This is a genomic window from Streptomyces sp. G-G2, assembly GCF_030063135.1.
GTDB lineage: Bacteria > Actinomycetota > Actinomycetes > Streptomycetales > Streptomycetaceae > Streptomyces.
This window is the reverse complement of the sequence record NZ_JASISO010000013.1, coordinates 118,625-143,476: the sequence shown is the minus strand read 5'-3', so window position 1 is coordinate 143,476 and position 24,852 is coordinate 118,625. Positions and strand designations below refer to the sequence as shown.

Annotated in this window: 25 protein-coding genes; 20 read left to right on the top strand and 5 right to left on the bottom strand. The window is 71.3% G+C overall.

Annotation, left to right across the window (positions count from 1 at the left end; translation table 11 throughout):
• Positions 1-29 precede the first annotated feature (29 nt).
• Together QMF80_RS13570 and QMF80_RS13565 are read left to right on the top strand one after the other, a co-directional pair.
• On the top strand, positions 30-1,130 hold the full coding sequence (locus QMF80_RS13570) for an ABC transporter permease (RefSeq protein ID WP_283452870.1): 1,101 nt from the start codon (positions 30-32) through the stop codon (positions 1,128-1,130).
• Positions 1,127-1,828, top strand: a complete 702-nt coding sequence (locus tag QMF80_RS13565) for an ABC transporter ATP-binding protein (protein ID WP_283452869.1) — start codon at positions 1,127-1,129, stop codon at positions 1,826-1,828. The genes QMF80_RS13570 and QMF80_RS13565 overlap by 4 nt, the downstream gene beginning before the upstream one ends.
• A 56-nt stretch (positions 1,829-1,884) precedes the next feature.
• On the opposite strand, the gene QMF80_RS13560 is transcribed toward QMF80_RS13565, so the two are convergent.
• Positions 1,885-2,691, bottom strand: a complete 807-nt coding sequence (locus QMF80_RS13560) for an IclR family transcriptional regulator (protein WP_283452868.1) — start codon at positions 2,689-2,691, stop codon at positions 1,885-1,887.
• A 327-nt stretch (positions 2,692-3,018) separates the two neighbouring features.
• Here QMF80_RS13560 and allB point away from each other — a divergent pair, with 327 nt between their 5' ends.
• Positions 3,019-4,362, top strand: a complete 1,344-nt coding sequence (gene allB, locus QMF80_RS13555) for an allantoinase AllB (RefSeq protein ID WP_283452867.1) — start codon at positions 3,019-3,021, stop codon at positions 4,360-4,362.
• Positions 4,363-4,365: 3 nt separating this feature from the next.
• Positions 4,366-5,478 (top strand): allantoicase, encoded by a 1,113-nt coding sequence (gene alc / locus QMF80_RS13550; protein WP_283452866.1) that lies wholly within the window; start codon positions 4,366-4,368, stop codon positions 5,476-5,478.
• Between the two features lie 152 nt (positions 5,479-5,630).
• Here alc and QMF80_RS13545 read toward each other — a convergent pair whose 3' ends face one another.
• The gene (locus QMF80_RS13545) at positions 5,631-6,389 is read right to left on the bottom strand and encodes an SDR family oxidoreductase (RefSeq protein ID WP_283452865.1); all 759 of its coding nucleotides are present in this window, start codon (positions 6,387-6,389) and stop codon (positions 5,631-5,633) included.
• A 183-nt stretch (positions 6,390-6,572) separates the two neighbouring features.
• Here QMF80_RS13545 and QMF80_RS13540 point away from each other — a divergent pair, with 183 nt between their 5' ends.
• The 3 genes from QMF80_RS13540 to QMF80_RS13530 all read left to right on the top strand — a co-directional run bounded on the left by QMF80_RS13540 (position 6,573) and on the right by QMF80_RS13530 (position 8,674).
• Positions 6,573-7,181: a dihydrofolate reductase family protein gene (locus tag QMF80_RS13540; RefSeq protein ID WP_283452864.1), complete on the top strand. Its 609-nt coding sequence runs from the start codon at positions 6,573-6,575 to the stop codon at positions 7,179-7,181.
• Between the two features lie 113 nt (positions 7,182-7,294).
• Positions 7,295-8,281 (top strand): DMT family transporter, encoded by a 987-nt coding sequence (locus tag QMF80_RS13535; RefSeq protein ID WP_283452863.1) that lies wholly within the window; start codon positions 7,295-7,297, stop codon positions 8,279-8,281.
• 96 nt (positions 8,282-8,377) lie between these two features.
• Positions 8,378-8,674 (top strand): hypothetical protein, encoded by a 297-nt coding sequence (locus QMF80_RS13530; RefSeq protein ID WP_283452862.1) that lies wholly within the window; start codon positions 8,378-8,380, stop codon positions 8,672-8,674.
• 17 nt (positions 8,675-8,691) lie between these two features.
• On the opposite strand, the gene QMF80_RS13525 is transcribed toward QMF80_RS13530, so the two are convergent.
• Complete coding sequence (locus tag QMF80_RS13525; RefSeq protein WP_283452861.1) at positions 8,692-9,696, bottom strand: Gfo/Idh/MocA family protein; 1,005 nt, start codon at positions 9,694-9,696, stop codon at positions 8,692-8,694.
• 167 nt (positions 9,697-9,863) lie between these two features.
• Here QMF80_RS13525 and QMF80_RS13520 point away from each other — a divergent pair, with 167 nt between their 5' ends.
• The 12 genes from QMF80_RS13520 to QMF80_RS13465 all read left to right on the top strand — a co-directional run bounded on the left by QMF80_RS13520 (position 9,864) and on the right by QMF80_RS13465 (position 19,895).
• On the top strand, positions 9,864-10,874 hold the full coding sequence (locus QMF80_RS13520; RefSeq protein WP_502962833.1) for a sugar ABC transporter substrate-binding protein: 1,011 nt from the start codon (positions 9,864-9,866) through the stop codon (positions 10,872-10,874).
• Positions 10,871-11,944 carry an ABC transporter permease gene (locus tag QMF80_RS13515; protein WP_283452859.1) on the top strand — a complete coding sequence of 358 codons (1,074 nt, stop codon included), beginning with the start codon at positions 10,871-10,873 and terminating at the stop codon, positions 11,942-11,944. Before QMF80_RS13520 ends, QMF80_RS13515 begins: the two co-directional genes overlap by 4 nt.
• A complete protein-coding gene (locus QMF80_RS13510; protein WP_283452858.1) occupies positions 11,941-12,768 on the top strand; it encodes an ATP-binding cassette domain-containing protein in 828 nt (275 codons plus the stop codon). Before QMF80_RS13515 ends, QMF80_RS13510 begins: the two co-directional genes overlap by 4 nt.
• Positions 12,769-12,783: 15 nt before the next feature.
• Positions 12,784-13,950, top strand: coding sequence for an ROK family glucokinase (locus tag QMF80_RS13505; protein WP_283452857.1), 1,167 nt, complete (start codon positions 12,784-12,786; stop codon positions 13,948-13,950).
• A complete protein-coding gene (locus QMF80_RS13500) occupies positions 13,947-14,540 on the top strand; it encodes a hypothetical protein (RefSeq protein ID WP_283452856.1) in 594 nt (197 codons plus the stop codon). The genes QMF80_RS13505 and QMF80_RS13500 overlap by 4 nt, the downstream gene beginning before the upstream one ends.
• Positions 14,541-14,597: 57 nt before the next feature.
• Positions 14,598-15,230 (top strand): MBL fold metallo-hydrolase, encoded by a 633-nt coding sequence (locus tag QMF80_RS13495; RefSeq protein ID WP_283452855.1) that lies wholly within the window; start codon positions 14,598-14,600, stop codon positions 15,228-15,230.
• Positions 15,231-15,259: 29 nt separating this feature from the next.
• Positions 15,260-16,039: an exodeoxyribonuclease III gene (locus QMF80_RS13490; RefSeq protein WP_283452854.1), complete on the top strand. Its 780-nt coding sequence runs from the start codon at positions 15,260-15,262 to the stop codon at positions 16,037-16,039.
• A gap of 75 nt (positions 16,040-16,114) precedes the next feature.
• Entirely contained in the window at positions 16,115-16,555 is a 441-nt protein-coding gene (locus QMF80_RS13485) for a DUF6278 family protein (RefSeq protein WP_283452853.1), read from the top strand.
• A gap of 118 nt (positions 16,556-16,673) precedes the next feature.
• A complete protein-coding gene (locus QMF80_RS13480) occupies positions 16,674-17,417 on the top strand; it encodes an amino acid ABC transporter ATP-binding protein (protein WP_283452851.1) in 744 nt (247 codons plus the stop codon).
• Positions 17,418-17,428: 11 nt separating this feature from the next.
• Positions 17,429-18,355: a glutamate ABC transporter substrate-binding protein gene (locus tag QMF80_RS13475; RefSeq protein ID WP_283452849.1), complete on the top strand. Its 927-nt coding sequence runs from the start codon at positions 17,429-17,431 to the stop codon at positions 18,353-18,355.
• A gap of 17 nt (positions 18,356-18,372) precedes the next feature.
• Complete coding sequence (locus tag QMF80_RS13470) at positions 18,373-19,017, top strand: amino acid ABC transporter permease (RefSeq protein WP_283452847.1); 645 nt, start codon at positions 18,373-18,375, stop codon at positions 19,015-19,017.
• Positions 19,014-19,895, top strand: a complete 882-nt coding sequence (locus tag QMF80_RS13465) for an amino acid ABC transporter permease (protein ID WP_283452845.1) — start codon at positions 19,014-19,016, stop codon at positions 19,893-19,895. The genes QMF80_RS13470 and QMF80_RS13465 overlap by 4 nt, the downstream gene beginning before the upstream one ends.
• Before the next feature lie 39 nt (positions 19,896-19,934).
• Here the strand turns inward: QMF80_RS13465 and QMF80_RS13460 are convergent, their stop codons facing one another.
• Both QMF80_RS13460 and QMF80_RS13455 read right to left on the bottom strand, forming a co-directional pair.
• Positions 19,935-21,530, bottom strand: coding sequence for a CocE/NonD family hydrolase (locus QMF80_RS13460; RefSeq protein WP_283452843.1), 1,596 nt, complete (start codon positions 21,528-21,530; stop codon positions 19,935-19,937).
• A gap of 134 nt (positions 21,531-21,664) precedes the next feature.
• Positions 21,665-22,894 (bottom strand): L,D-transpeptidase, encoded by a 1,230-nt coding sequence (locus tag QMF80_RS13455; RefSeq protein ID WP_283452915.1) that lies wholly within the window; start codon positions 22,892-22,894, stop codon positions 21,665-21,667.
• Positions 22,895-23,158: 264 nt separating this feature from the next.
• Here QMF80_RS13455 and murJ point away from each other — a divergent pair, with 264 nt between their 5' ends.
• Positions 23,159-24,826: a murein biosynthesis integral membrane protein MurJ gene (gene murJ, locus QMF80_RS13450; protein WP_502962832.1), complete on the top strand. Its 1,668-nt coding sequence runs from the start codon at positions 23,159-23,161 to the stop codon at positions 24,824-24,826.
• The last annotated feature ends 26 nt before the right edge of the window (positions 24,827-24,852 follow it).

The following is a 24,852-nucleotide window of genomic DNA, read 5'->3' as shown; positions in this document are numbered from 1 at the left end:
GGCACACGGTGAAGACCAAGGTGGGAAGCATGTTCGTCGCATGGAGAGATCTACGGTTCGCCAAAGGCCGCTTCGCCCTCATGGGCTCGGTCGTGGTGCTGATCACGCTGCTCGTGGGCCTGTTGTCGGGGCTCACCTCCGGACTGGCCCGGGAGAACGTCTCGGCCATCACCGGCCTGCCCGCCACCCGCCTCGCCTTCGCCGCCCCCGCCGGTGACCAGAAGGTGTCCTTCACCAATTCCCAGCTTCCCGAGAGCGCCTGGCGGGCCTGGCGCGAGCGGCCGGGGGTGACGTCCGCCGACCCGCTCGGCATCCGCACCACCAACGCCGTCTCCGGCCAGCGCACCGCCGCCGTGTCCGCCTTCGGCGTCGAGCCGGGCGGGAGCCTGGCCCCGAAGGGGACCGGTCGGGCCACGGCCCTCACCCAGGGCCGGGTCGTCCTCACCGAGAAGGCCGCCAAGGAACTCGGCGGTCTGACCGCGGGCTCCAAGCTCAAGATCGGCTCGCTGGAGGTCACCGTCGGAGCCGTCTCCGGCACGGCCGCCTACAGCCACACGCCGGTCGTCTGGATGGACCTCGACGACTGGCAGCGCATCGGCAACCCCGGCACCTCCATGGACACCCTCGCCACGGTCGTCGCCCTCGACGCCACGGCGGGCGTGGACTGGGCGGCCGGGGACGAGGCCTCCGTCAGCAAGAGCCAGACCATCGACGAGGCACTCGGTGCCATCGGCTCCTACCAGGCCGAGAACGGCTCGCTCCAGCTGATGCGCGGATTCCTCTTCGCCATCTCCGCCCTCGTCATAGGAGCCTTCTTCACGGTCTGGACGATCCAGCGCAGCGGGGACATCGCCGTCCTCAAGGCCCTGGGCGCGTCCACCCCGTACCTGCTCAGGGACGCGCTCGGCCAGGCGGTGGTGATGCTCGCCATCGGTACCGGGCTCGGCACCGGCCTCGCCGCCGGATTCGGCGCGCTGATCAGCGGCGGCGCCGTGCCCTTCGTCCTGGACACCGCCACCGTGCTGGTACCCGCCGCCATCATGATCGCGCTGGGCGCGGTCGGGGCCGCCCTGTCCATCCGGCGGATCACCGCCGTCGACCCGCTGACCGCCCTCGGGAGCGCCCGATGACCCTGCTCGTGCACGACGTCACGCTCACCTACCCGGACGGCGACCACCGGCTCACCGCCCTGGACGCGGTCCGCCTAGAGGTCCCCGCGGGCACCCTCACGGCGGTGGTCGGACCCTCCGGCTCCGGCAAGTCCAGCCTGCTCGCGGTGGCCGCGACCCTGGTCACCCCGGACTCGGGCAAGGTCGTGGTGGCCGGGGAGGACACCGCGGCGCTCGGCGCCGCCGACAAGGCGCGGCTGCGCCGGGAGCGGATCGGGATCGTCTTCCAGCAGCCGAACCTGCTGGCCTCGCTGACCGCCGCCGAACAGCTCCAGGTGATGGCGCACATCTCGGGCAGGCCCGCGCGCACGCTGCGCCGCCGGGCCCTGGAGCTCCTGGACGCGGTGGGCCTCTCGGACAAGGCCGACAAGCGCCCGCACCAGCTCTCCGGCGGGCAGCGCCAGCGGATCAACATCGCCCGCGCCCTGATGAACGAGCCCGCCGTGCTGCTGGTCGACGAGCCCACCAGCGCCCTGGACCACGAGCGCGGCGCGGCCGTGCTCGACCTGCTGGTCACCCTGACCCGCGAACGCTCCACCGCGACCGTCCTGGTCACCCACGACCACGCCCACCTGGAGCGGATGGACCGCACGGTGACGATGACCGACGGCCGCCTGACGGAGGCGGGGGCGCAGGCGCGGGCGGTCCCGGCCGCCTGACCCGCGTACGGACCGCACCGATACGTCGGGTCCCGTCGTACGCCCCGCGCCGCGGCCTACTGCGGCGGGTTCTGCGTGGAGAGCGCCACCGACAGCTCGGCCGCGATCCCCTGGAGGATCGGCACGATCGAGTCCGTCAGGGCCTCGGTGACCCGGCCCGCGGGACCGGAGATGGAGATCGCGGCGGCGGTCGGCGAGTTCGGCACCGAGACGGCGAGGCAGCGGACTCCTATCTCCTGCTCGTTGTCGTCGACCGCGTAGCCCACCTCGCGGACCTGCTCCAGCGCCGCGAGGAAGCCCTCGGGCGTGGTGATGGTCTTCTCGGTCGCGGCGGGCATGCCCGTACGGGCCAGCAGGGCCCTCACCTCGTCGGCGGGGGTGTAGGCGAGCAGCGCCTTGCCCACGCCCGTGGAGTGCGGCAGCACCCGGCGGCCGACCTCCGTGAACATGCGCATGGAGTGCTTCGAGGGCACCTGGGCGACGTAGACGATCTCGTCCCCGTCGAGCAGGGCCATGTTCGCCGTCTCGCCGGTCTCCTCGACCAGACGGGCGAGGTACGGGCGGGCCCACGTGCCGAGCAGCCGCGCCGCGGACTCGCCGAGGCGGATCAGCCGGGGACCGAGGGAGTACCGTCGGTTGGGCTGCTGCCGGACGTAGCCGCACGCCACGAGGGTGCGCATGAGGCGATGGATGGTGGGCAGCGGCAGACCGCTGGTGGCGGACAGCTCGCTCAGGCCGACCTCGCCCCCGGCGTCGGCCATGCGTTCGAGCAGATCAAAGGCGCGCTCAAGGGACTGGACACCGCCGCTGGCTGCGGGGGTCTTGGAGGAAGCGTCGGTGGTGCTGGCGCTGGACGTCGGCACGGCGCGGTCCTTTCGGTGCTGGCAGGCAAGGCAGCAGCCTACCCGGCTGCGGGCGCCGCCCCTAGTGCGGGGGCCGAGCCGTCTTTGCCGGTCAGAGGCGGTTTGTCCTGGTGGCGGACAGCCTCGGGAGGTCACCCGCCGGGGCCCCGGTGGTGGTAGCTACATTCTGTAGAGCGAAATCTTAATTCCATCCTGTGGAAACATCCAATTGCGGTGCGGGTGTGTCAGCGGTCCCTCCGGGGGCTCTTGACTGGCCCCGCATCGGCGTGAAGACTCCGTCAACAGAACGTTGAATTTCGCTCTGTGGAAGTAGATGGGGAGGTTCCGGTGTCCGCCGACGTCGTGGAACTGGTACTGCGCTCGACGCGCGTCATCACCCCCGAGGGGACGCGTGCCGCTTCGGTGGCCGTCGCCGACGGGAAGATCGCGGCCGTGCTGCCGTACGAGGCCGAGGTGCCCGCCGGTGCCCGCCTGGAGGACTTCGGGGACGACGTACTGCTCCCCGGACTGGTCGACACCCACGTCCACGTGAACGACCCCGGCCGCACCGAGTGGGAGGGCTTCTGGACGGCCACCCGCGCCGCCGCGGCCGGTGGCATCACCACCATTCTCGACATGCCGCTCAACTCCCTCCCGCCGACCACCTCGGTCGACAATCTGCGCGTCAAGCAGGAGGTCGCCCGGGCCAAGGCGCACGTGGACATCGGCTTCTGGGGCGGCGCGCTGCCCGACAACGTCAAGGACCTGCGCCCGCTGCACGACGCCGGGGTCTACGGGTTCAAGTGCTTCCTGTCGCCCTCCGGCGTGGACGAGTTCCCGGAGCTCGACCAGGACCAGCTGGCCGTCTCCCTCGCCGAGATCAGCGGCTTCGGCGGCCTGATGATCGTGCACGCCGAGGACCCGCACCACCTGGAGTCCGCTCCGCAGGTGCCCGGCCCCAAGTACGCCGACTTCCTCGCCTCCCGCCCGCGGGACTCAGAGAACACCGCGATCGCGAACCTGATCGCCCAGGCCAAGCGGCTGAACGCGCGGGTCCACGTCCTGCACCTGTCCTCCTCCGACGCGCTGCCGCTGATCGCCGCCGCCAAGGCCGAGGGCGTGCGGATCACCGTCGAGTCCTGCCCGCACTACCTCACCCTCACGGCCGAGGAAGTGCCCGACGGCGCCAGCGAGTTCAAGTGCTGCCCGCCCATCCGCGAGGCCGCGAACCAGGACCTCCTGTGGGCCGCGCTCGCCGACGGCACCATCGACTGCGTCGTCTCCGACCACTCGCCCTCCACCGCGGACCTGAAGACGGACGACTTCGCGACCGCGTGGGGCGGCATCTCCTCCCTCCAGCTGGGCCTCCCGGCGATCTGGACCGCGGCGCGCGAGCGCGGGCACAGCCTGGAGGACGTCGTCCGCTGGATGTCCGCCGCCCCGGCCGCGCTGGCGGGCCTCGCCCACAAGGGCGCGATCGAGGCCGGCCGCGACGCCGACTTCGCCGTCCTGGCCCCCGAAGAGACCTTCACCGTGGATCCCGCCCACCTGCACCACCGCAACCGGGTCACGGCGTACGCGGGCAAGACCCTGCACGGCGTCGTGAAGTCCACCTGGCTGCGCGGTACGCAGATCGCCGACCACGGCACCCCGAACGAGCCCACCGGCCGTCTTCTCGAAAGGCAGAACTGACAAGTGGCGATTCCTACTTTCACCGGTAACGCGAACCCGTACGGGGGCGGCGACCCGTACGCGGACTACCGCACCGCGGACTTCCCCTTCACCCAGTACGCGAACCTCGCCGCCCGCACCCTCGGCGCCGGTGTCATCGCCGCCAACGACGAGTTCTTCGCCGAGCGCGAGAACCTGCTCATCGAAGAGGCCGCGCACTTCGACCCCGAGCACTTCGGCCACAAGGGCAAGGTCATGGACGGCTGGGAGACCCGCCGCCGCCGCGGCGTCTCGGCCGTGCAGCCCTGGCCGACCCCCGAGGACCACGACTTCGCGCTGATCCGCCTCGGCGCCCCCGGCGTCATCCGCGGCATCGTCGTCGACACCGCGCACTTCCGCGGCAACATGCCGCAGGCCGTGTCCGTCGAGGGCACCTCGGTCGAGGGCGCGCCGACTCCCGAGGAGCTCCTCGGCGACGACGTGAAGTGGACGACCCTCGTCCCGCGCACCCCCGTCGGCGGCCACGCGGCCAACGGCTTCGAGGTCGACGCGGAGCAGCGCTTCACGCACCTGCGCCTCAACCAGCACCCCGACGGCGGCGTCGCCCGCCTGCGCGTCTACGGCGAGGTCCTGCCGGACCCGCGCTGGCTCACCGCGCTCGGCTCCTTCGACGTGGTCGCGCTGGAGAACGGCGGCTCGGTGCAGGACGCGTCCAACCGCTTCTACTCCCCGCCGGCCAACACCATCGCGCCGGGCCGCTCGCGCAAGATGGACGACGGCTGGGAGACCGCCCGCCGCCGTGACAACGGCAACGACTGGATCCGCTACCAGCTCGTCGCCGAGTCCGCGATCCGCGCGATCGAGATCGACACCGCCTACCTCAAGGGCAACTCGGCCGGCTGGGCCTCGCTGTCGGTCAAATCCGGCGAGGACGGCGAGTGGCAGGAGTTCCTGCCGCGCACCCGCCTGCAGCCCGACACGAACCACCGGTTCGTGCTGGACGCCCCGGCGGTCGGCAGCCACGTCCGCATCGACATCTTCCCGGACGGCGGCTTCTCCCGCCTGCGCCTCTTCGGCTCGCTGACGGACCAGGGCACGGCCGCCCTGACCGCCCGCCACCAGGAGCTGGGCGGCTGATCCCGCACTGAACCGCCCGTGGGGCGCACCGGTCACATGAGTGCCGGTGCGCCCCACGGGCGTGTGCGCGTGCGTCCTACGGGCGTGTCCGGGTACGCCGTCCAGGCGCCGCCCCCGCACGCCGAGCCCGCTGCCCGCCCCGCCCGCGCGCCCTACGCCGCGTGTCCGCCGTCCACCGAGAACTCGGCGCCCGTGACGTACGCCGCGTCCGGTCCGGCGAGGAAGGCGACCATCGCCGCGACCTCCTCCGGGGTGCCGAAGCGGCCGAGGGCGGTCATCGCGCTCTGCCCCGCGGCGTAAGGGCCGTCGGCCGGGTTCATGTCGGTGTCCACCGGGCCCGGGTGGACCAGGTTCGCCGTGATCCCGCGTTCGCCCAGCTCCCGGGCCAGGGCCTTGGTCAGCCCCGACAGGGCGGCCTTGCTCATCGCGTACAGGGTGCCGCCCGGGCCGGGGACCCGCTGGGTCATGCAGGAGCCGATGGTGATGATCCGGCCGCCCCGGTCGAGCCGGGCGGCGGCGGCCCGCGCCGAGAGGAAGACCGCGCGCACGTTCACCGCGAGCACCCGGTCCACATCGGCCGTGGTCAGCGATTCCAGCGGGCCGAGCACGCCCACGCCCGCGTTGTTGACCAGGACGTCGAGGCGGCCGAGTGAACGTACGGTGTGCTCCACCGCCGCGGCCGGGGCCCCGGGGTCGGCCGCGTCCGACCGGACGGCCAGGCCGGTCCGTCCGTACGCCTCGATCTTGCCGACGACCTCGGCCGCCGCGTCCGCGTCGTTGACGTAGGTGATGACCACGTCCGCGCCGTCGGCCGCCAGGCGCAGCGCGGTCGCCGCGCCGATGCCCCGACTGCCGCCCGTGACCAGGGCCACCTGACCGCTCGTGCCGTTCCCGTTCCCGTTCCCGTTCATGGTGTTCCTCCCGTAAAAGTCAGTAAGTGGTTGCGGGTTCAATGAAAGCGGCGGGGCGGTACCCGCGCTGGCAGGAATCGGACCTCGCGTTCACGCGCGCCGCACCGATGAGTTCCGTACCGGGCGGGAGTCTGAATCCCCGTACGGTCCGGCGCACGGGCCCCCGCAAGGAGACGAGCGACCATGAGCAAGCTGACCCTCATCACCTTCCTCACCCTCGACGGCGTGATGCAGGCACCCGGAGGTCCGGAGGAGGACCCGAGCGGCGGGTTCGCGTACGGCGGCTGGCAGGTGCCCTTCGAGGACGAGGGTGTGGACGAGTTCGTGACCGCGGCCTTCGGCCGGGCCGGAGCCTTCCTGCTCGGGCGCCGGACCTACGAGATCTTCGCGGGGTACTGGCCCCGGATGACCGACCCCGACAACCGGATCGCGGCCACGCTGAACGGCCTGCCCAAGTACGTGGCCTCGGGCACCCTCGAAGACCCCGAGTGGGCGGGCAGCAGCGTCCTCGGCCCCGACCTGGAGGGGGAGATCGCCCGGATCAAGGCGGCCACCGACGGCGAGGTGCACATCTGGGGCAGCGGGGAGCTCGTCGGGTGGCTGCTGGCCCGTGACCTCGTCGACGAACTGAACCTGCTGGTCTACCCCGTCATCCTGGGTGCCGGGCGGCGCCTCTTCCCGGCCGGGGGACCGCCCACCACCTGCGAACTCACCGCTTCCCAGGTCACCGGTGGCGGGGTCGCCATCCAGACCTACCGGCCCGCGGGGCGGGCCTCCTTCGGCTCCTACTGAGGAGCCCGCCCACCGGCCGAAACGCGGTGTACCCGCCGGTCAGTGCTCCGGTACGGTGGCGACCCCCGTGCGAGCCGTCGAAGTCTCCACCTCCCCGAAGCCGTTGGAGACCCGTGTCCACGCTCGCCGTCGCTTCGACGCCCGGCCCCGCACCCCGCCGTGCCTGGCTCACCGACCTGCCCGTCCTGCTCGTCGCCCTCGTCTGGGGCGGCAGCTACCTCGTGGCCAAGGACGTCACCACCGCGCACACCGTGATCGCCGTCCTGGTGCTGCGCTTCGCGCTGATCCTGCCGGTCCTGGTGGTCGTCGGGGCGCGGCGGCTGCGCCTGCTGCGGCCCGCCCAACTGCGCGGCGGCGCCCTGCTGGGGCTGGTCCTCGGTGCGATCTTCCTGCTGGAGACCTACGGGGTCGTCCACACCTCCGCCACCAACGCCGGGCTGATCATCAGCCTGGCCATGGTCTTCACCCCGCTCGCCGAGGCCGTCCTGCGGCGCGTGCGGCCCCCGGCGGCCTTCCTCGCCGCCGCGGGCGTCTCCGTCGCCGGGGTCGTCCTGCTCACCCAGGGCGCGGGCTTCACCGCCCCTTCCGTCGGCGACCTGCTCATCCTCGGCGCCGCCCTCGCCCGCACCCTGAACGTGCTGCTGACCGCCCGGATCAAGTCCGTCCAGGATGCCGACCCGCTCTCCCTGACCACCGTTCAACTCGGCGGCGCCGTCCTGGTCTTCGCCCTGCTGGCCACCCTGCCCGGCACGGGCGACACTCCGTGGGCCGCGGCCGCCGACTTCGGCCCCCGCGCATGGGCGGGCCTCGCCTTCCTCACCGTCTTCTGCACCCTGTTCGCCTTCTTCGTGCAGATGTGGGCGCTGCGCCGCACCTCGCCCTCCCGGGTCAGCCTGCTGCTCGGCACCGAACCGCTGTGGGCCGCCGCCGCGGGCATCGCCATCGGCGGCGAGCACCTGGGCGCCGCGGGCCTCGCGGGCGCCGTCCTCGTTCTGGCGGGCACCGCCTGGGGCCGCCGCACCGCCGCCCCGGACCCCGCGCCCGAGCCCGCCCCTGACGCCGCCCCGGACCGCGCCCGATCCGCCGCTGCCGAGGCCTGAGGCCCGTACGACGAGCGGCGGCCGTCGCCTCCCGCGCCCCGACGAGTGGCCGAAAACGCCGCTTCCACCGGTGAACGGCGCCCGTACGGTGGACCGATGCCAGTAGTGGACATCAGCGGGAGCGACGCGGACTTCAACGCCGACCCCTACTCCTTCCACGCCGGACTCCGCGCGGCCGGACCGGTCCACCGGGTCACGGTGTCCGCCGACGAGTTCGAACCCGGCTGGCTCGTCCTGGGCAACGAAGAGGCCAGGCAGGCCCTCAACCATCCGGCCCTGTCGAAGGACTGGCGTGCTTGCGGCCGGTTCCCGGACGCCCTGGTCACCGCCGCCAACGCGAACGTGCTGGAGTCCGACCCGCCGCACCACACCCGGCTGCCCGTGACCTGGTGACCGTACGCGCGGACGACTCACAGTCCGGGCAGCTCGGCGAGGAGCACCCGTCGCCGTTCCCGCCGGGACAGCTCGCAGGCCTCGGCGACCCGCACCGCGGCCAGTGCCTCCACGCCGTCGCACGGGTTGGGGCCCTCGCCTCGCACCAGGCTCACGAACGCGGCCAGCTCGGCCTCGTAGGCGGGCGCGAACCGCTCCAGGAAGCCGGTCCACGGCTTGCGCGCCGGGGGCGGTCCCTGCGGTTCCGTGGAGGCGATCGGCGTACGGTCGTCCAGCCCGGCGGAGACCTGGTCCAGCTCCCCGGCCAGCTCCATCCGGACGTCGTACCCCGCGCCGTTGCAGCGGGTTCCGGTGCAGGTGACCAGGGTCCCGTCGTCCAGGATCAGCACGGCCGCCGCCGTGTCCACGTCCCCGGCCTCCCGGAACCGCGCCGGGCCGGCGTCCGAGCCGGTGGCGTACACCTCCAGCACCTCGCGCCCGGTCACCCAGCGCGCCATGTCGAAGTCGTGCACGAGGCAGTCCCGGTACAGGCCACCGGAACCGGCCAGGTAGGCGGCGGTCGGCGGCGCCGCGTCCGCGGTCATCGTCCGTACGGTGTGCAGCCGGCCCAGGGCGCCCGAGCGGACCAGCTCCCGCGCCGTGACGAAGCCCGCGTCGAAGCGGCGCATGAATCCCACCTGGAGCACCCCGCCCACCGCCGCGACCTCGCGCAGCACCGACAGGGTCCGGCCCAGATCGGGGGCCACGGGCTTCTCGCAGAACACCGGCAGCCCGGCCCGTACCGCCCGGACCACCAGTTCCGCGTGTCCCGAGGTGGCGCACGCCACCACCACCGCGTCCACGCCCCAGCTGAAGATCTGGTCGACACCGGGCGCGGCGGTCGCCCCCAGCCGGTCGGCCAGCAGCGCCGCCCGCGCCGGGTCGGCGTCGGCGAGCACCAGCGACCCCGCGTGCGGCTGGCGGGCCAGGGCGGCAGCGTGGAATGAACCGATCCGGCCCGTACCGATCAGCCCGATGCGCATGCACTCAACGTGACCCCGTCCGGGTCACCTGTCAATCCGCCCGGCCTGCCCCGATGACCACCTCATGGTCCACTGTGGCGGATACTGGGCGGCTGGAACCGGAATGACCGCATTGACGACCGCTCGACGACCGCAGGGTTTCAGGACGAGGGAAGGGCACGACAGACGTGGCTAGGGTTCGGACAGGGGTACGCGCCGTGGGCGCCGTACTCGCGGCGGTACTGGGGGCCTCCCTCGTGGGGTGCAGCAGTACGGGCGGCAAGCGCGCCGAGGAGCGGGCGAAGGCCGCCGAGCAGGGCCGTCCGGCCGTCTCCACCCCGCGCTGGACCTTCGCGATGATCACCCACGCGGGCGATGGCGACACCTTCTGGGACATCGTCCAGAAGGGCGCCAAGGAAGCCGCGGCGAAGGACAACATCAACTTCGTCTACGCGCACGACGACCAGGCCCAGCAGCAGGCCCAGTTCGTGCAGAACGCCATCGACCAGAAGGTCCAGGGCATCATCGTCAGCCTGGCCAAGCCCGAGGCCCTCAAGGACGTCCTCGGCAAGGCCGCCAAGGCGGGCATCCCGGTGATCACGGTGAACTCCGGCTCCGCCCAGTCCAAGGACTACGGCGCCCTCACCCACATCGGCCAGGACGAGGAGATCGCGGGCGAGGCCGTCGGCACCGAGCTGACCAAGCGCGGCAGGAAGAAGGCCGTCTGCGTCCTGCACGAGCAGGGCAACGTCGGCCACGAGCAGCGTTGCGCCGGGGCGAAGAAGACCTTCGGCGGCGACCTGGAGAACCTGTACGTCGAAGGCACCAACATGCCCTCCGTACAGGCGTCCATTCAGGCGAAGCTGCAGGCCGACCCGTCCATCGACTCGGTCGTCACCCTGGGCGCCCCCTTCGCCCCCACCGCCGTCAAGGCCAAGGACGCGGCGGGCAGCAAGGCGGAGATCGACACCTTCGACCTCAACGAGGCCGTCGCCCGCGACCTGAAGTCCGGGGTCCTCGGCTTCGCCGTCGACCAGCAGCCCTACCTCCAGGGCTACGAGGCCGTCGACCTGCTCTGGCTCTACCGCTACAACGCCAACACGCTCGGCGGCGGCCGTCCGGTGCTCACCGGGCCGCAGATCGTGACCGGCGCCGAAGCGGCGAAACTGGAGGAGTTCATCAAGCGGGTGACCCGATGAGCGCGATCGCCCCGTCCGCCCCGCCCGCTCCGCCCGCCAAGGAACGCGGGGACCGCGACGAGCGCCTCGCCCCCGCCTCGCTCGTCCGGCGCCTGCTCGGCCGCCCGGAACTGGGCGCGGTCGTCGGCGCGGCCGCCGTCTTCGTGTTCTTCGCCTTCGCGGCCGACAGTTTCCTGCGGGCCTCCAGCCTCAGCACGATCCTGTACTCCGCCTCCACCATCGGGATCATGGCGGTCCCGGTCGCGCTGCTGATGATCGGCGGCGAGTTCGACCTGTCGGCCGGTGTGATGGTCACCAGCTCGGCTCTGTTCAGCTCGATGTTCGCGTACCAGATGACCGCGAACGCCTGGGTCGGCGTCGGGGTGTCGCTGCTGGTCACCCTGGCCATCGGGTTCTTCAACGGGTTCATGCTCACCCGCACGAAACTGCCCAGCTTCATCATCACGCTCGGCACCTTCCTGATGCTGACCGGCCTGAACCTGGGACTCACGAAACTGATCAGCGGCTCGGTCTCCACCAAGACCATCGCCGACATGGAGGGCTTCACCTCGGCCCGCTCCCTGTTCGCCTCGCAGCTCACCATCGGCCCGGTCACCCTGCGGGTCACCATCCTGTGGTGGCTGCTCCTGGTCGCGGTGGCCACCTGGATCCTGCTGCGCACCCGCGCCGGGAACTGGATCTTCGCGGTGGGCGGCGGCGCCGACGCGGCCCGCGCGGTCGGCGTACCGGTGGTCAAGACCCGGATCGGGCTCTACATGGGCGTCGCCCTGTGCGCCTGGATCTCCGGCCAGCACATCCTGTTCTCGTTCGACGTCGTCCAGTCGGGCGAGGGCGTCGGCAACGAGTTCCTGTACATCATCGCGGCCGTCATCGGCGGCTGTCTGATGACCGGCGGCTACGGCTCCGCCATCGGCTCGGCCGTCGGCGCCTTCATCTTCGGCATGACCAGCAACGGCATCGTCTACGCCCAGTGGAACCCCGACTGGTTCAAGTTCTTCCTCGGCGCGATGCTCCTGCTGGCCACCCTGCTCAATGCCTGGGTACGCAAGCGGGCGGAGGCCAGCAAATGACCGCCCTGGTGAAGCTGACCGAGGTCAGCAAGTACTACGGCAACATCCGCGCCCTGGAGAAGGTCTCCCTGGAGGTCTCGGCGGGCGGGATCACCTGTGTCCTCGGGGACAACGGTGCGGGCAAGTCCACCCTCATCAAGATCATCGCGGGGCTGCACCGGCACGACGCGGGCAGCTTCGAGATCGAGGGCGAGGAGACGGTTCTGGCCAATCCCCGCGCGGCCCTCGACCACGGCATCGCCACGGTCTACCAGGACCTCGCGGTGGTCCCGCTGATGCCGGTCTGGCGCAACTTCTTCCTCGGCTCGGAGCCCACCAAGGGGCGCGGCCCGTTCCGCCGCCTCGACGTGGCCCTGATGCGCGAGACCACCCGCGCCGAGCTGCTCCGCATGGGCATCGACCTGCGCGATGTCGACCAGCCGATCGGCACCCTGTCCGGCGGCGAGCGCCAGTGCGTGGCCATCGCCCGGGCCGTCCACTTCGGTGCGAAGGTCCTCGTACTGGACGAGCCCACGGCTGCCCTCGGGGTCAAGCAGTCCGGGGTCGTGCTCAAGTACGTCGCCGCCGCACGGGACGCGGGCCTCGGGGTGGTCCTCATCACCCACAACCCGCACCACGCGTACCTGGTCGGAGACCGTTTCGTGCTGCTCAAGCGGGGTGCGATGGCGGGCAGCCACACCCGCGAGTCGATCACTCTGGACGAACTGACCCGCCAGATGGCGGGCGGCTCGGAACTGGACGAACTCAGCCACGAGCTGGAGCGGGTGGCAGAATCGGGGACAGCACCGGCCCACACCGACCCTTCCGCCACCACCGCACCATAGGGACGACACGACTCGATGAGCACGTACCGGGACTTCACGCTCGCCCACCGGGGGTCGGCGCGGGGCACCGTCCTGCGGACCGTCGGAACCCGTGAGCGGCGGTCCCACCTGACCGCCCCGCGCGTCCCCACCGTCGGCATCGACATCGGCGGCACCAAGGTGATGGCGGGCGTCGTCGACGCCGACGGCGTCATCCTGGAGAAGATCCGCGCCGAGACCCCCGACAAGTCCAAGAGCCCCAAGGTGGTCGAGGACACCATCGTCGAGCTGGTCCTGGACCTCTCCGACCGGCACGACGTGCACGCCGTGGGCATCGGCGCGGCGGGCTGGGTCGACGCCGACCGCTCGCGGGTGCTGTTCGCCCCGCACCTGGCCTGGCGCGACGAGCCGCTGCGCGACGCCCTCCAGTCACGGCTCGCGGTACCGGTCATGGTGGACAACGACGCCAACACCGCCGCCTGGGCCGAATGGCGCTTCGGCGCCGGGCGCGGCGAGGACCACCTCGTCATGATCACGCTCGGTACCGGCATCGGCGGGGCGATCCTGGAGGACGGCCGGGTCAAGCGCGGCAAGTTCGGTGTGGCCGGGGAGTTCGGCCACATGCAGGTGGTGCCCGGCGGGCACCGCTGCCCCTGCGGCAACCGCGGCTGCTGGGAGCAGTACAGCTCCGGCAACGCCCTGGTCCGCGAGGCCCGCGAGCTGGCCGCCGCCGACTCCCCGGTCGCCCACAACCTCATCGCCCGGGTGGGCGGGAACGTCGCCGAGATCACCGGGCCGCTCATCACCGAGCTGGCCCGCGAGGGCGACGCCATGTGCGTCGAGCTGCTCCAGGACATCGGCCAGTGGCTGGGCGTCGGCATCGCCAACCTCGCGGCCGCCCTGGACCCCTCGTGCTTCGTCATCGGCGGCGGGGTCAGCGCGGCCGACGACCTGCTGATCGGGCCGGCCCGGGAAGCCTTCCGGCGCCACCTCACGGGCCGCGGCTACCGGCCCGAGGCCCGGATCGCGAAGGCCCAGCTCGGCCCCGAGGCCGGTATGGTCGGAGCGGCCGACCTCTCGCGGCTGGTCGCCCGCCGCTTCCGGCGCGCCAACCGCCGCCGGGTCGAACGATACGAACGCTATGCCCAGGCGGGCCGACGGGCCGCCGCCGGGTCCGAGGAACAAGGACCAGAACAGCCGTGACGCCCCCGCCGCCCACCCTGCCGCGCCAGGCCCCGGCCCCCGACGAGGGCGGCGTCCCGACCGCCGCCGAGGCCCGTCGGCACGTCGTACGGCGCCGCTGGATCACCGCGATCATCATCGTGCTGCTGATCGGCGTACCCGCCGGATACCTCGCGATCGCCGCCCAGCAGAGCCGCCAGAGCGGCAAGGACAAGGCGGCCAAGGTCGGCGCCACCAAGGTGCGCGCGGGCTGGCCCTCCACGGTGCAGCGCAGCATCTACGAGGTCCCCATCCCGGACAAGGCCTGGCGGGTCGGGTTCCTGGAGACCAACAACTGGCGCACCAGCCGGCTCTACGTGCAGTTCGCGGTCACCCCCGACGATCTCGACCGGTTCCTGAGCTCGATGGGCACCAGCCGCGAGGGCCTGACCCGGGGCGTCTCCATCGGCGAGCGGGACACCGAGGCGGCGGGCTGGAGCTGGAGCCAGAAGAACGCCTGGTACGGGGCCACCCACGAGCAGCCCGACCCGCGCCCGACCCAGGACATCACGGTCGACCTGACGGACCCGGCCAAGCCGAAGGTCTACGTCGTCTCCACCGCCACCCCGTAGGCCGCCCCTTCTTGATCCTGCCCGGCCCGCGCCGCCCCGCCCCGCTAGCCTTGGATCATGAAGCTCACCAAGCGGCTGCACTCCTGCGTCCAGGTCGACCAGGACGGACGCACCCTCGTCATCGACCCGGGCGTCTTCAGCGAACCGGACGCGGGCCTCGGGGCCGACGCCCTGCTGGTCACCCACGAGCACCCCGACCACTTCGACGAGGGCAGGCTGCGCGCCGCCCTCGACGCGAACCCCGCGGCCGCGCTGTGGACCCTGCGCAGCGTCGCCGACCGCCTCGCCCCCGCCTACCCGGGCCGGGTGCACACCGTCGGGCACGGCGACGCCTTCACGGCCGCCGGGTTCGACGTACAGGTGCACGGCGAGCTGCACGCCGAGATCCACCCGGACATGCCGAGGGTCACCAATGTCGGCTACCTCGTCGAGGGTTCGCTCTTCCACCCCGGGGACGCGCTGACCGTGCCCGGGGTCCCCGTGGACACCCTGCTGCTGCCGGTGCACGCACCGTGGAACAAGATCAGCGAGGTCATCGACTACGTCCGCGAGGTCGCGCCGCGCGAGGCCGTCGACATTCACGACGCCTACCTCGCCGACATCGCCCGGCCGATCTACGACGGCGTGCTCGGCTCCCTCGGCCGCGCCCCGCACCGCCGACTCACCGCCGGGGACAGCACCGACCTGTGAGTGTCAGTGCCGGGCGGTAGGTTACGGACATGCGTATCGCCACCTTCAACGTCAACTCGATCACCGCCCGGCTGCCCCGGCTGCTGGCCTGGCTGGAGACCAGCGGCACCGACGTGCTCTGCGTCCAGGAGACCAAGTGCTCCGCCGAGCAGTTCCCGTACGACGCGCTGCGCGAGCTGGGCTACGAGTCGGCCGTCAACGCCACCGGCCGGTGGAACGGGGTGGCCCTGCTCTCCAAGGTGGGCCTGGAGGACGTGGTCACCGGGCTGCCGGGCGGTCCGGAGTACGAAGGGGCGCAGGAGCCCCGCGCGATCTCCGCGACCTGCGGGGGAGTGCGCGTGTGGTCCGTGTATGTGCCCAACGGCCGTGAGGTCGAGCACGACCACTACGGCTACAAGCTGGACTGGTTCCGCGCGCTGTCCGCGGCGGTCGCCGAGGACGCGGCGGGTCCCCGCCCGTTCGCGGTGCTCGGCGACTTCAACGTGGCGCCCACCGACGAGGACGTCTGGGACCCGGCCGTCTTCGAGGGCCTGACCCACGTCACCCCCGCCGAGCGGGCCGCCCTGGAGGCGCTGCGCGCGGCCGGGCTGTGCGACGTGATGCCGCGCGCGCTCAAGTACGACCGCCCCTACACCTTCTGGGACTACCGGATGCTCGCGTTCCCCAAGAACAGGGGCATGCGCATCGACCTGGTGTACGGGAACGCCCCCTTCTCGGCTGCGGTCAAGGACGCGTACGTCGACCGCGAGGAGCGCAAGGGCAAGGGCGCCTCGGACCACGCCCCGGTCGTGGTGGACCTGAACGTTTAGCCCGCCGGGCCGTGATCGGGGCGATCCAGGCGCGCCCTGTGGCCCGCGGCGGGTACGGGTGCCAGGCTGGAGCGTATGAACATCCCCTTCCTGGGCAACTGGCTGAACCGGCACGAGACCGAGCACGGCGCGGCCCTGGCCGCCGCCCTCGCGGACGATCCCGAGGGCGTCGCCGAGATGTTCGCGGAGTGCGAGATGCTGCGCGTCCAGGTGCGGGCGGCGGGCCTCGAACTCGACGGCACCCCGGGCTCGTTGGAAGCCCTGGACCAGCTGATGCCGGGCTGGCGGCGGGACCCCGAGGCCACCCCCTGGCTCGGCAACGACGCGGGCTTCTACCTCGGCACCGTGATCATCAAGACCCTGCCCGGCTGCGGCTGGCAGGTGTGGCCGAACGGCCAGCCGGTGATCCGGCTGGCCTCGGGCCGCGAGCTGAACGTGGTGGAGTCCGGGGTGTCCTGGGCGATGACCGGATCCCCCGAACTCTCGCAGGTGTATGCCGAGGCCTCGGAAGGCTGACGAGGGGCGGTGACGTTTATGCCCCTTTTAGGTATGTCGAGCGTGTCGCGGTGAAGTCGCCCTCGCCGCTGGATAGTTTGCGCTGACTCGACACACCGACAAGTGGGCAGGGCAGCGTATGGCCGTCGATCCGTTGATCGAGCTGCGGGACGTCAACAAGCACTTCGGGCAACTGCACGTCCTCCAGGACATCAACCTCACCGTCGGCCGCGGGGAGGTGGTGGTGGTCATCGGCCCCTCCGGCTCCGGAAAATCCACCCTCTGCCGGGCGATCAACCGGCTGGAGACCATCGAGTCGGGCACGATCACCCTCGACGGCAAACCGCTGCCCGCCGAGGGCAAGGAGCTGGCGGCCCTGCGCGCGGACGTGGGGATGGTGTTCCAGTCCTTCAACCTCTTCGCGCACAAGACCGTGCTCGCCAACGTGTCCCTCGCGCAGCTCAAGGTCAGGAAGCGCGGCCGGGAAGAGGCCGACAAGCGCTCCCGGGAGCTCCTGGAGCGGGTGGGCCTCGCCGACCAGGCGGACAAGTACCCCGCCCAGCTCTCCGGCGGCCAGCAGCAGCGCGTGGCCATCGCCCGGGCCCTCGCGATGAACCCGAAGGCGCTGCTGTTCGACGAGCCGACCTCCGCCCTTGACCCGGAAATGATCAATGAGGTGCTGGAGGTCATGCAGCAGCTCGCCGCCGAGGGCATGACCATGGTCGTGGTCACCCACGAGATGGGCTTCGCGCGCTCGGCCGCCAACCGGGTCGTCTTCATGGCCGACGGGAAGATCATCGAGGACCGCACCCCGGAGGAGTTCTTCACCGCCCCCGAGAGCGACCGGGCCAGGGACTTCCTCTCCAAGATCCTCAAGCACTGAGGGGCGGCCCGGTGAACGTCACACGCGCCCCGCGGCTGCCCGCCCGCGTCCTGGTCCTGACCCTCGCCCTGCTGGGCGCCCTGTCCGGCTGCGGCAAGTCCGGCAGCCCCCCGGTCAAGGGACCGCAGCCCGAGGACCTGCCCGTCTACCGGGTGGCCACCGGCTTCGAGCTGCCCGCCTCGAAGACCTGGGAGAAGGCGAAGCGGCGCGGCCGCCTGGTGGTCGGCGCCAAGGAGGACCAGCCGTACATGGGGGAGAAGGATCCCGCGAGCGGCCGCTACTCCGGCTTCGACATCGAGATCGCCAAGATGATGTCCGCCTCCCTCGGCTTAGACCCCAAGACGATCGAGTTCAAGACGATCTCCTCCGCCAACCGCGAGACGGCCCTGCAGAACGGCCAGATCGACTACTACGTCGGCACCTACACGATCAACGACAACCGCAAGAAGCAGGTCGGTTTCGCCGGCCCCTACTACATGGCCGGCCAGTCGCTGCTGGTGCGCAGGAGCGAGAAGGACATCCGCGGCCCTCAGGACCTCTCGGGCAAGAAGGTCTGCTCGGCCGCCGGGTCCACCCCCTACCAGCGCCTCCAGAAGGACTTCCCCAAGGCGGTCCTCGTCGCCTACGACACCTACTCGGTCTGCGTGGACAACCTGCTCACCTACCAGGTCGACGCCGTCTCCACCGACGACTCCATCCTGCTCGGCTACGCGGCCAAGGTGCCGGAGGAGCTGAAGGTCGTCGGCAGGCCCTTCTCCCAGGAGCCCTACGGCGTCGGGGTACCGCGCGGAGACAACGCGCTCCGGTTCGCCCTCGACGACGCCCTCGCCGCGAACGAGAAGGACGGCAACTGGACCAAGGCCTACGACGCCACGCTCGGCCTGTCCGGCGTACCCGCCCCGAAGCCGCCCGCCATCGACCGCTACCCCGCGAGCTGAGAGGAGCCCGTACCGACATGGACGTACTGACCAAGAACTTCTCGCTCTACGGCAAGGGGTTCCTCGGCACGGTCGAACTGACCGTCTACGCCTCCCTCCTGGCCCTGGTGCTCGGCTTCGTGATGGCCTCCTTCCGGGTCGCGCCGATCGGCTCCTTCCGGGTGCTCGGCACGGTCTGGGTGGCCGTCCTGCGCAACACCCCGCTCACCCTGCTCTTCTTCGCCGTGCTGCTGGGCCTGCCGCGCTTCGGGCTGGTCCTGCCCTTCCAGCTCTTCGCGATCCTCGCGCTCGGCTGCTACACCTCCGCCTTCATCTGCGAGGCGCTGCGCTCGGGCATCAACACCGTGCCCAAGGGTCAGGGCGAGGCCGCTCGCAGCCTGGGCATGTCCTTCGGGCAGACGCTGGGCACGGTGGTGCTGCCGCAGGCCTTCCGCTCGGTGATCCCGCCCATCGGCTCCACGCTGATCGCCCTCGCCAAGAACTCGGCGATCGCGGGCGCGTTCAGCGTCACCGAGCTGCTGGGCACGTACAAGACGCTCAACGAACTGGGCTACAGCATCATCTGGACCTTCGTCTGGATCGCCGTCGGCTACCTGATCATCACCCTGTCGATCAGTGTGCTCTTCAACGTGCTGGAGAAGCGCTGGGGAGTCGCCCGATGACCGCTCACACGCTGCACGGGGACCAGGAGTCCACGGCGCTCTACGACATCCCCGGCCCGAGCGCCGAGCGCCGCCACTTCCTCTACGGGATCGCCTCGACCGCGGCGATCCTGGCCCTGTTCGGCTGGATCCTCTACCTGCTCTTCGACACCGACCAGTTCACCGCGGCCAAGTGGAGCCCCTTCGAGTACCAGGGGATCCAGCGGCTGCTGCTCAAGGGGCTGTGGAACACCCTCAAGGCCTTCGCCTACGCCTCGGTGCTCTCCCTGGTGCTCGGCGCCGTACTGGCCACGGGGCGGCTGTCGGTGCACCGGCCCCTGCGCTGGGCGGCCACGCTGTGCGTGGAGTTCTTCCGGGCGATGCCGGTACTGGTGATGATCTTCTTCATCTTCGTGGCGCTGAAGGTCCAGCCGCTGCCCGCCCTGGTGGCGGGGCTGACCCTCTACAACGGCTCGGTGCTCGCCGAGGTCTTCCGTACGGGGATCAACTCGGTGGAGCGCGGGCAGCGGGAGGCGGCGTACGCCCTGGGCATGCGCAAGACCCAGGTGATGACCTTCGTACTGGCCCCGCAGGCGGTCCGGGCGATGCTGCCGACCATCATCAGCCAGCTCGTGGTGGCCCTCAAGGACACCTCGCTCGGCTTTCTGATCACCTACGAGGAGTTCCTGCACGCGGGCAAACTGATCGCCTCGAACCTCGACTACGACCTGCCCTTCATCCCGGTCGTGATGGTCATCTCCCCGATCTACATCGGCATGTGCATGCTGCTGTCCTGGTTCGCCACCTGGATGGCCCGGCGCCAGCGGCGCAACCCCAAGGCCGAGGCAACCGTCATCGGTCCGGCCGAGGCGGGGACGCTGCTGCCGGGCGTGCGGTAGCCCCGGAACGAGCCACCCCCGCCCGGCGGCAGCCGTGGATCACTGCTCGCGCAGCGGTACCGAGACGTAGGACGGATCGGTGCGCGGCGAGGAGAAGGTCAGCTGCGCGCCGGTGGGGTTGTGCTCGATGTAGAGCGGGTCGACGGTGTCCACGACCAGGGCGAGCCGGTGGCCCGCCGGGACGTCGTAGGCGGTGGAGAAGAGGTTCAGGTCCACTCCGAAGGCCTGCCCCGGGGTCTTGCCGTGGAAGGTGTACGGGGCGTTGCTGACCAGCTTGCCGAGGCCGAGCGGGCCGACGTCGTAGAGGTACGCGATGAAGGTGCCGCTCTCCTTCGTGGGCGTGACGGTGGTGTGCAGGCGGGCGGTGCCGCGGATCCGGCGGGCCTCGTCGTAGCGCCCGGACTGCCAGACGGCGGCGAAGGCGCGGGGGAGCAGCGGGATGGAGGCGACCGGGGGCGCCTTCACGAACTGGTCCAGCAGGCTGGAGAGGAAGACGATCCCGCCGTCGGCGCCGGAGTCGACATTGGCGAAGACGTGCCCGCTGTCGGCGAGCGCGAGCTTCTCGGCGCCGCCCGCGCCGACCGACTTCCAGTCGGCGTAGCCCTCGTACCCGTCGTCACTACGGGACTTCAGCTGGACGGGGGCCTCGGTGTCGACGCCGTTGTGCTCGCCCTTGAGGTAGCGGTCGAACCAGCGGTGCGCGTTGGTCCAGGTGTCGTTGGGCAGGCCCAGCAGGCCGGTGCCCTCGGCGGTGGCGTGGTCGCCGGGGCGGAACTCCAGGCGCTTGGGGCCGGTCAGTTTCCCGAAGAAGTCCGCGTACTGGTTGGGCGGGAAGATGGTGTCGCCCCAGGCGTTGCCCAGCATGATCGCGGCGCCGTTGGCGTTGATCGCGTCCACCTGCTCGACGGCGGAGCGCTGTCTGCCCCATTCGATCATCTGGGGCTCCCGGTCGAGGTTCGAGCCGAGGAAGTCCTGCAGGATCGACTGGAGTTCGGGCCCGGGACGGCCGGTGAGGTAACCGGCGGCGCCGAGCACGCCCGCGGCCTGGAGGTGCTGGGTGCGGCCCGAGTAGATGGACTCGATGAGGTCGGCCCAGCCGCTGAGCGCGACCACGGCCTTGATCCGCGGATCGCGGGCGGCGGCCAGCAGGCTGATGCCCGCGCCGTAGGAGACCCCGCCGAGGCCGACCCGGGCGGGATCGGCGGCGGTGGTGGCGAGGGCCCAGTCGATGACGGCCGAGACGTCCGCGGTGTCCGGGGGACCGGCCACCTCGATCTGCCCGCCGGAGAGCCAGAAGCCGCGGGAGGTGTAACTCACCACGACGTAACCGGAGTCGGCCAGCTGCTTGGCCTGGGCGATGTATTCGATCTGGGGCATGCCCCAACTGGTGGGCAGCACGATCAACGGGAACTTCTGGCCGGGGCGGGCACCCGAGGGGGAGAAGACATTGCCCTTGAGGGTGATGCCGCCGGAGCCGGGGATGTCGAAGAACCGCAGCTCCGAGGAGGCGGCTGACGTGCTGGTCGGCGTGGTCGCGGTAGCCGCCTGGGCCTGATGGGGGGCCAGGCCCAGGGCGGCGGCCGCGAGCAGGGCCGCCGCGGTCACGGCGGTGGTGGTGCGGGCGGTGCGGGCCATCGGTCGCTCCTCACGTGCGCCGGTATCAAAGTGACCCGACGGTAACGGGAGGGACTTACTGGCGGTAACCCATCGGTAAGTTACGCACTGGTAACGATTGACCAATAGTCAGTAGTGGCGCCCGCGGCGGAGGCTCAGCCGTTCTGGGCGTCGGCGCCCGCGCCCGCGGCGCCCAGTGCGCTCTTCTTCTGCCACTCGGTCCAGTCCAGGTTCCACTCGCCGTAGCCGTTGCCGATGTCGGCCCTGCCCTTGGAGCCGTCGCCCATGACCTCGAACGGGTCGCCGACCTGGGCCTCCTCGTAGAAGGCGGTGGCATTGGCGTCGCTCATCCCCACGCACCCGGAACTGGTGTTGGCCCTGCCGAAGTTGGCGCTGTTCCACGGCGCGGCGTGCACGTACATGCCCGACCAGGTCAGCCGCATCGAGTTGTCGACCATCTTGTCGTAGGAGTCCCCGAGGCCGACGGTCTGGGAGTCCATCCGGATGGTGCCCTCCTTGGCCATCAGCACCATGGTTCCGGACCAGGAGGCCTTCTTGCCGCCCGGCGTACCGGCCGAGATCGGGTAGGACGTGCCGGCCTCGCCGTCCGTGGTCACCGTCATCGTCTTGGCGTCCAGATCGACCTTCATGCGCCGGTCCTTGCCGATCTTGAACTCGGTGTTGTAGTCCTTGACGAAGTAACCGCCGCCCGAGTCCACGCCGTTCAGGTTCATCTGGACCTTCACGTCCGTACCGGACTTCCAGTACTCCCGGGGCCGCCAGTCCACACGGTCGTTGCCCGAGTAGTCCTTGAACCAGCCCCACGAACCCTCGGTGCTGTTCGAGGTGGAGACCTTCAGGGCCTTCTCCACCGCGGCCTTGTTCGTGACCGGGTTGTCGAAGACGATCGAGATCGGCTGGGCGACACCCACGACCGGAGTGGCCTTGCCCGGATTGATCGTGACCTTGTTCACCTTGTCCGGGGCGGTCGTCCTGAACCGCGCGCTCGCGCTCTGGCTCTCGGTGTTCTGCGCGTCGACCTTGTAGTCCTGGCCCGGCGAGGCGTTGCGCTCCGAAGTCCAGCTCCTGCCGTCGGCGGATATCTGCCCCGCCAGCTCCCCGCCCTTGGCGTCGGTCACCTTGACCTGTGCGAGCTTGCCGTCGGCGAGGACCACCTTGACCGGCTCGCCCGCCTTCACCTGGTCGCCCGTCAGGTTGACGGAGATCGCCATCTCCGCCTTCCTCTTCATCTCGGCCTTACCGCCGCCCGCGCCGCCCGAGCAGGCGGTGAGGGCCGTGGCGGCCAGCAGCGCGGTGACCGCCAGAGCGGTGCGACGGGTGCGGACGCGAACGGTCCGGCTGCTCGACGGTGCGGTAAGGCGTATGCGGCTCAACGAAACCCCTTCGAATGGTGATCGTTCGCAAACAAAGAGCGAACGCGGCGACTCTTGGTTGCGTGTTCCGCGAAAAATGTCGGCAATGCGGATGTGAATCGGACGACGACGGAACTGTCACCATGGAGTCACGCAGCCCGCCGCGGCCCCGGCCGGGCGGACGGGGCCCGGGTTACCCTCCACCTTCGACCCCGACGGACCCGACGAGTGGAGCCCCCCGATGAACGGCCGCGCCGACCGCCCGGAGCGCCGCCCGTGACGGCTGCCGGGACCCGCACCGCGCCCGGGCCCGCCGCCGGGGCGCCGCCGCGCGAGCCGTCGGTCCTGCGCAGTGGCGCCCTCATGGCCGCGGGCTCGATCGTCTCCCGCGCCACCGGATTCGTCCGCTCCGCCGTCGTCGTCGCGGCCCTCGGCACCGGCATGGCCGGCGACGGCTACACCGTCGCCAACACCGTGCCCAACATCCTTTACATGCTGCTCATCGGCGGCGCCCTCAACGCGGTCTTCGTCCCCGAACTGGTCCGCGCGGCCAAGGAGCACCAGGACGGCGGGGCCGCCTGCACCGACCGGCTGCTGACCGCCGCCACCACCGGACTCGTCGTCCTCACCGCCGCCGCCGTCATCGGCGCCCCACTGATCGTCTCGGCCTACACGGGCTACACCGGGGCCCAGGCGAGCACCACCGTCGCCCTGGCCCGCTACTGCCTTCCGCAGATCCTGTTCTACGGCCTGTTCACCCTGCTCGGCCAGGTACTGAACGCCCGCGGCCGGTTCGGCGCGATGATGTGGACCCCGGTCCTCAACAACCTCGTGGTCACCGGTGTCTTCGGGTTCTTCCTGTACGCCTCCCACGGCGCGGCGGACGGCCTGACGGCCGCGCAGACCCGGCTCCTCGGCTGGGGCACCACCGCCGGAATAGCCGTCCAGGCCCTCGCGCTGATCCCCTCGCTGCGCGCGGCCCGCTTCCGCTGGCGCCCCCGTTTCGACTGGCGCGGCAACGGCCTGGGCCGCCCCCTGCGCAACGCGGGCTGGCTGGTCCTGCTCGTCCTCACCAACCAGCTCGCCTACTGGGTCGTCACCCGCCTCTCCACCGCGGCCGGCCAGCGCGCCGCCGAGGCCGGGCAGGCCGGGGGCGCGGGCTACACCGCCTACAGCAACGCCTACCAGCTGTGGATCGTCCCCCAGGGGATCATCACCGTCTCCCTGGTCACCGCCCTGCTGCCGCGGCTGAGCGCCGCCGCCGCCGACGGCGACCTCACCCGGGTCCGCCGCGACCTCTCCTACGCGCTGCGCACCAGCGCCGCCCTGGTCGTCCCGGCCGCCGCGCTCTTCGCCGCACTCGCCCCCCAAATGATCGGGAGCGCCTACGGGTACGGGCGCACCGACGCCGCCGACATCGAGGTCATGGCGGGCATGCTCGCCGCCTTCGCCCCCGGCCTGATCGCGTTCTCCGGCCAGTACGTCCTCTCCCGCGGCTTCTACGCCCTCTCCGACACCCGCACCCCGTTCTTCCTGAACCTGGTGATCGCGGTCCTGGGCGGCGCGCTGTCGGTCACCGCCCACCTCCTGCTGCCCCCGCGCTGGGCGGTCACCGGTATGGCGGGCGGGTACTCCCTCGCCCTCTTCGCGGGCCTGGCCGTCACCGCGTACACCCTCGCCCGGCGCCTCGGCCCGCGCGCGCCGGGTCCGGCCGCGGCGCCCGGCACCGCGCTGAGTACGCACCTGCGGCTGCTCGCCGCCTGCCTGCCCGCCGCGGCCGCCGGATACGTCGCCGCTCGGGTCGCGGGGGCGTACGGGGACTTCGCCGCGCTCGGCGCGGGAACCACCGCCCTGGCCCTGATCGTCGTACTCCTCGCCAGGCCGCTGCGACTGGCCGAGATCACCGACCCGTTGGACGCCCTGCGCCGCGGAACAGGCCGTTAGGGTGAGGAATTCACCCGAGGACCTTG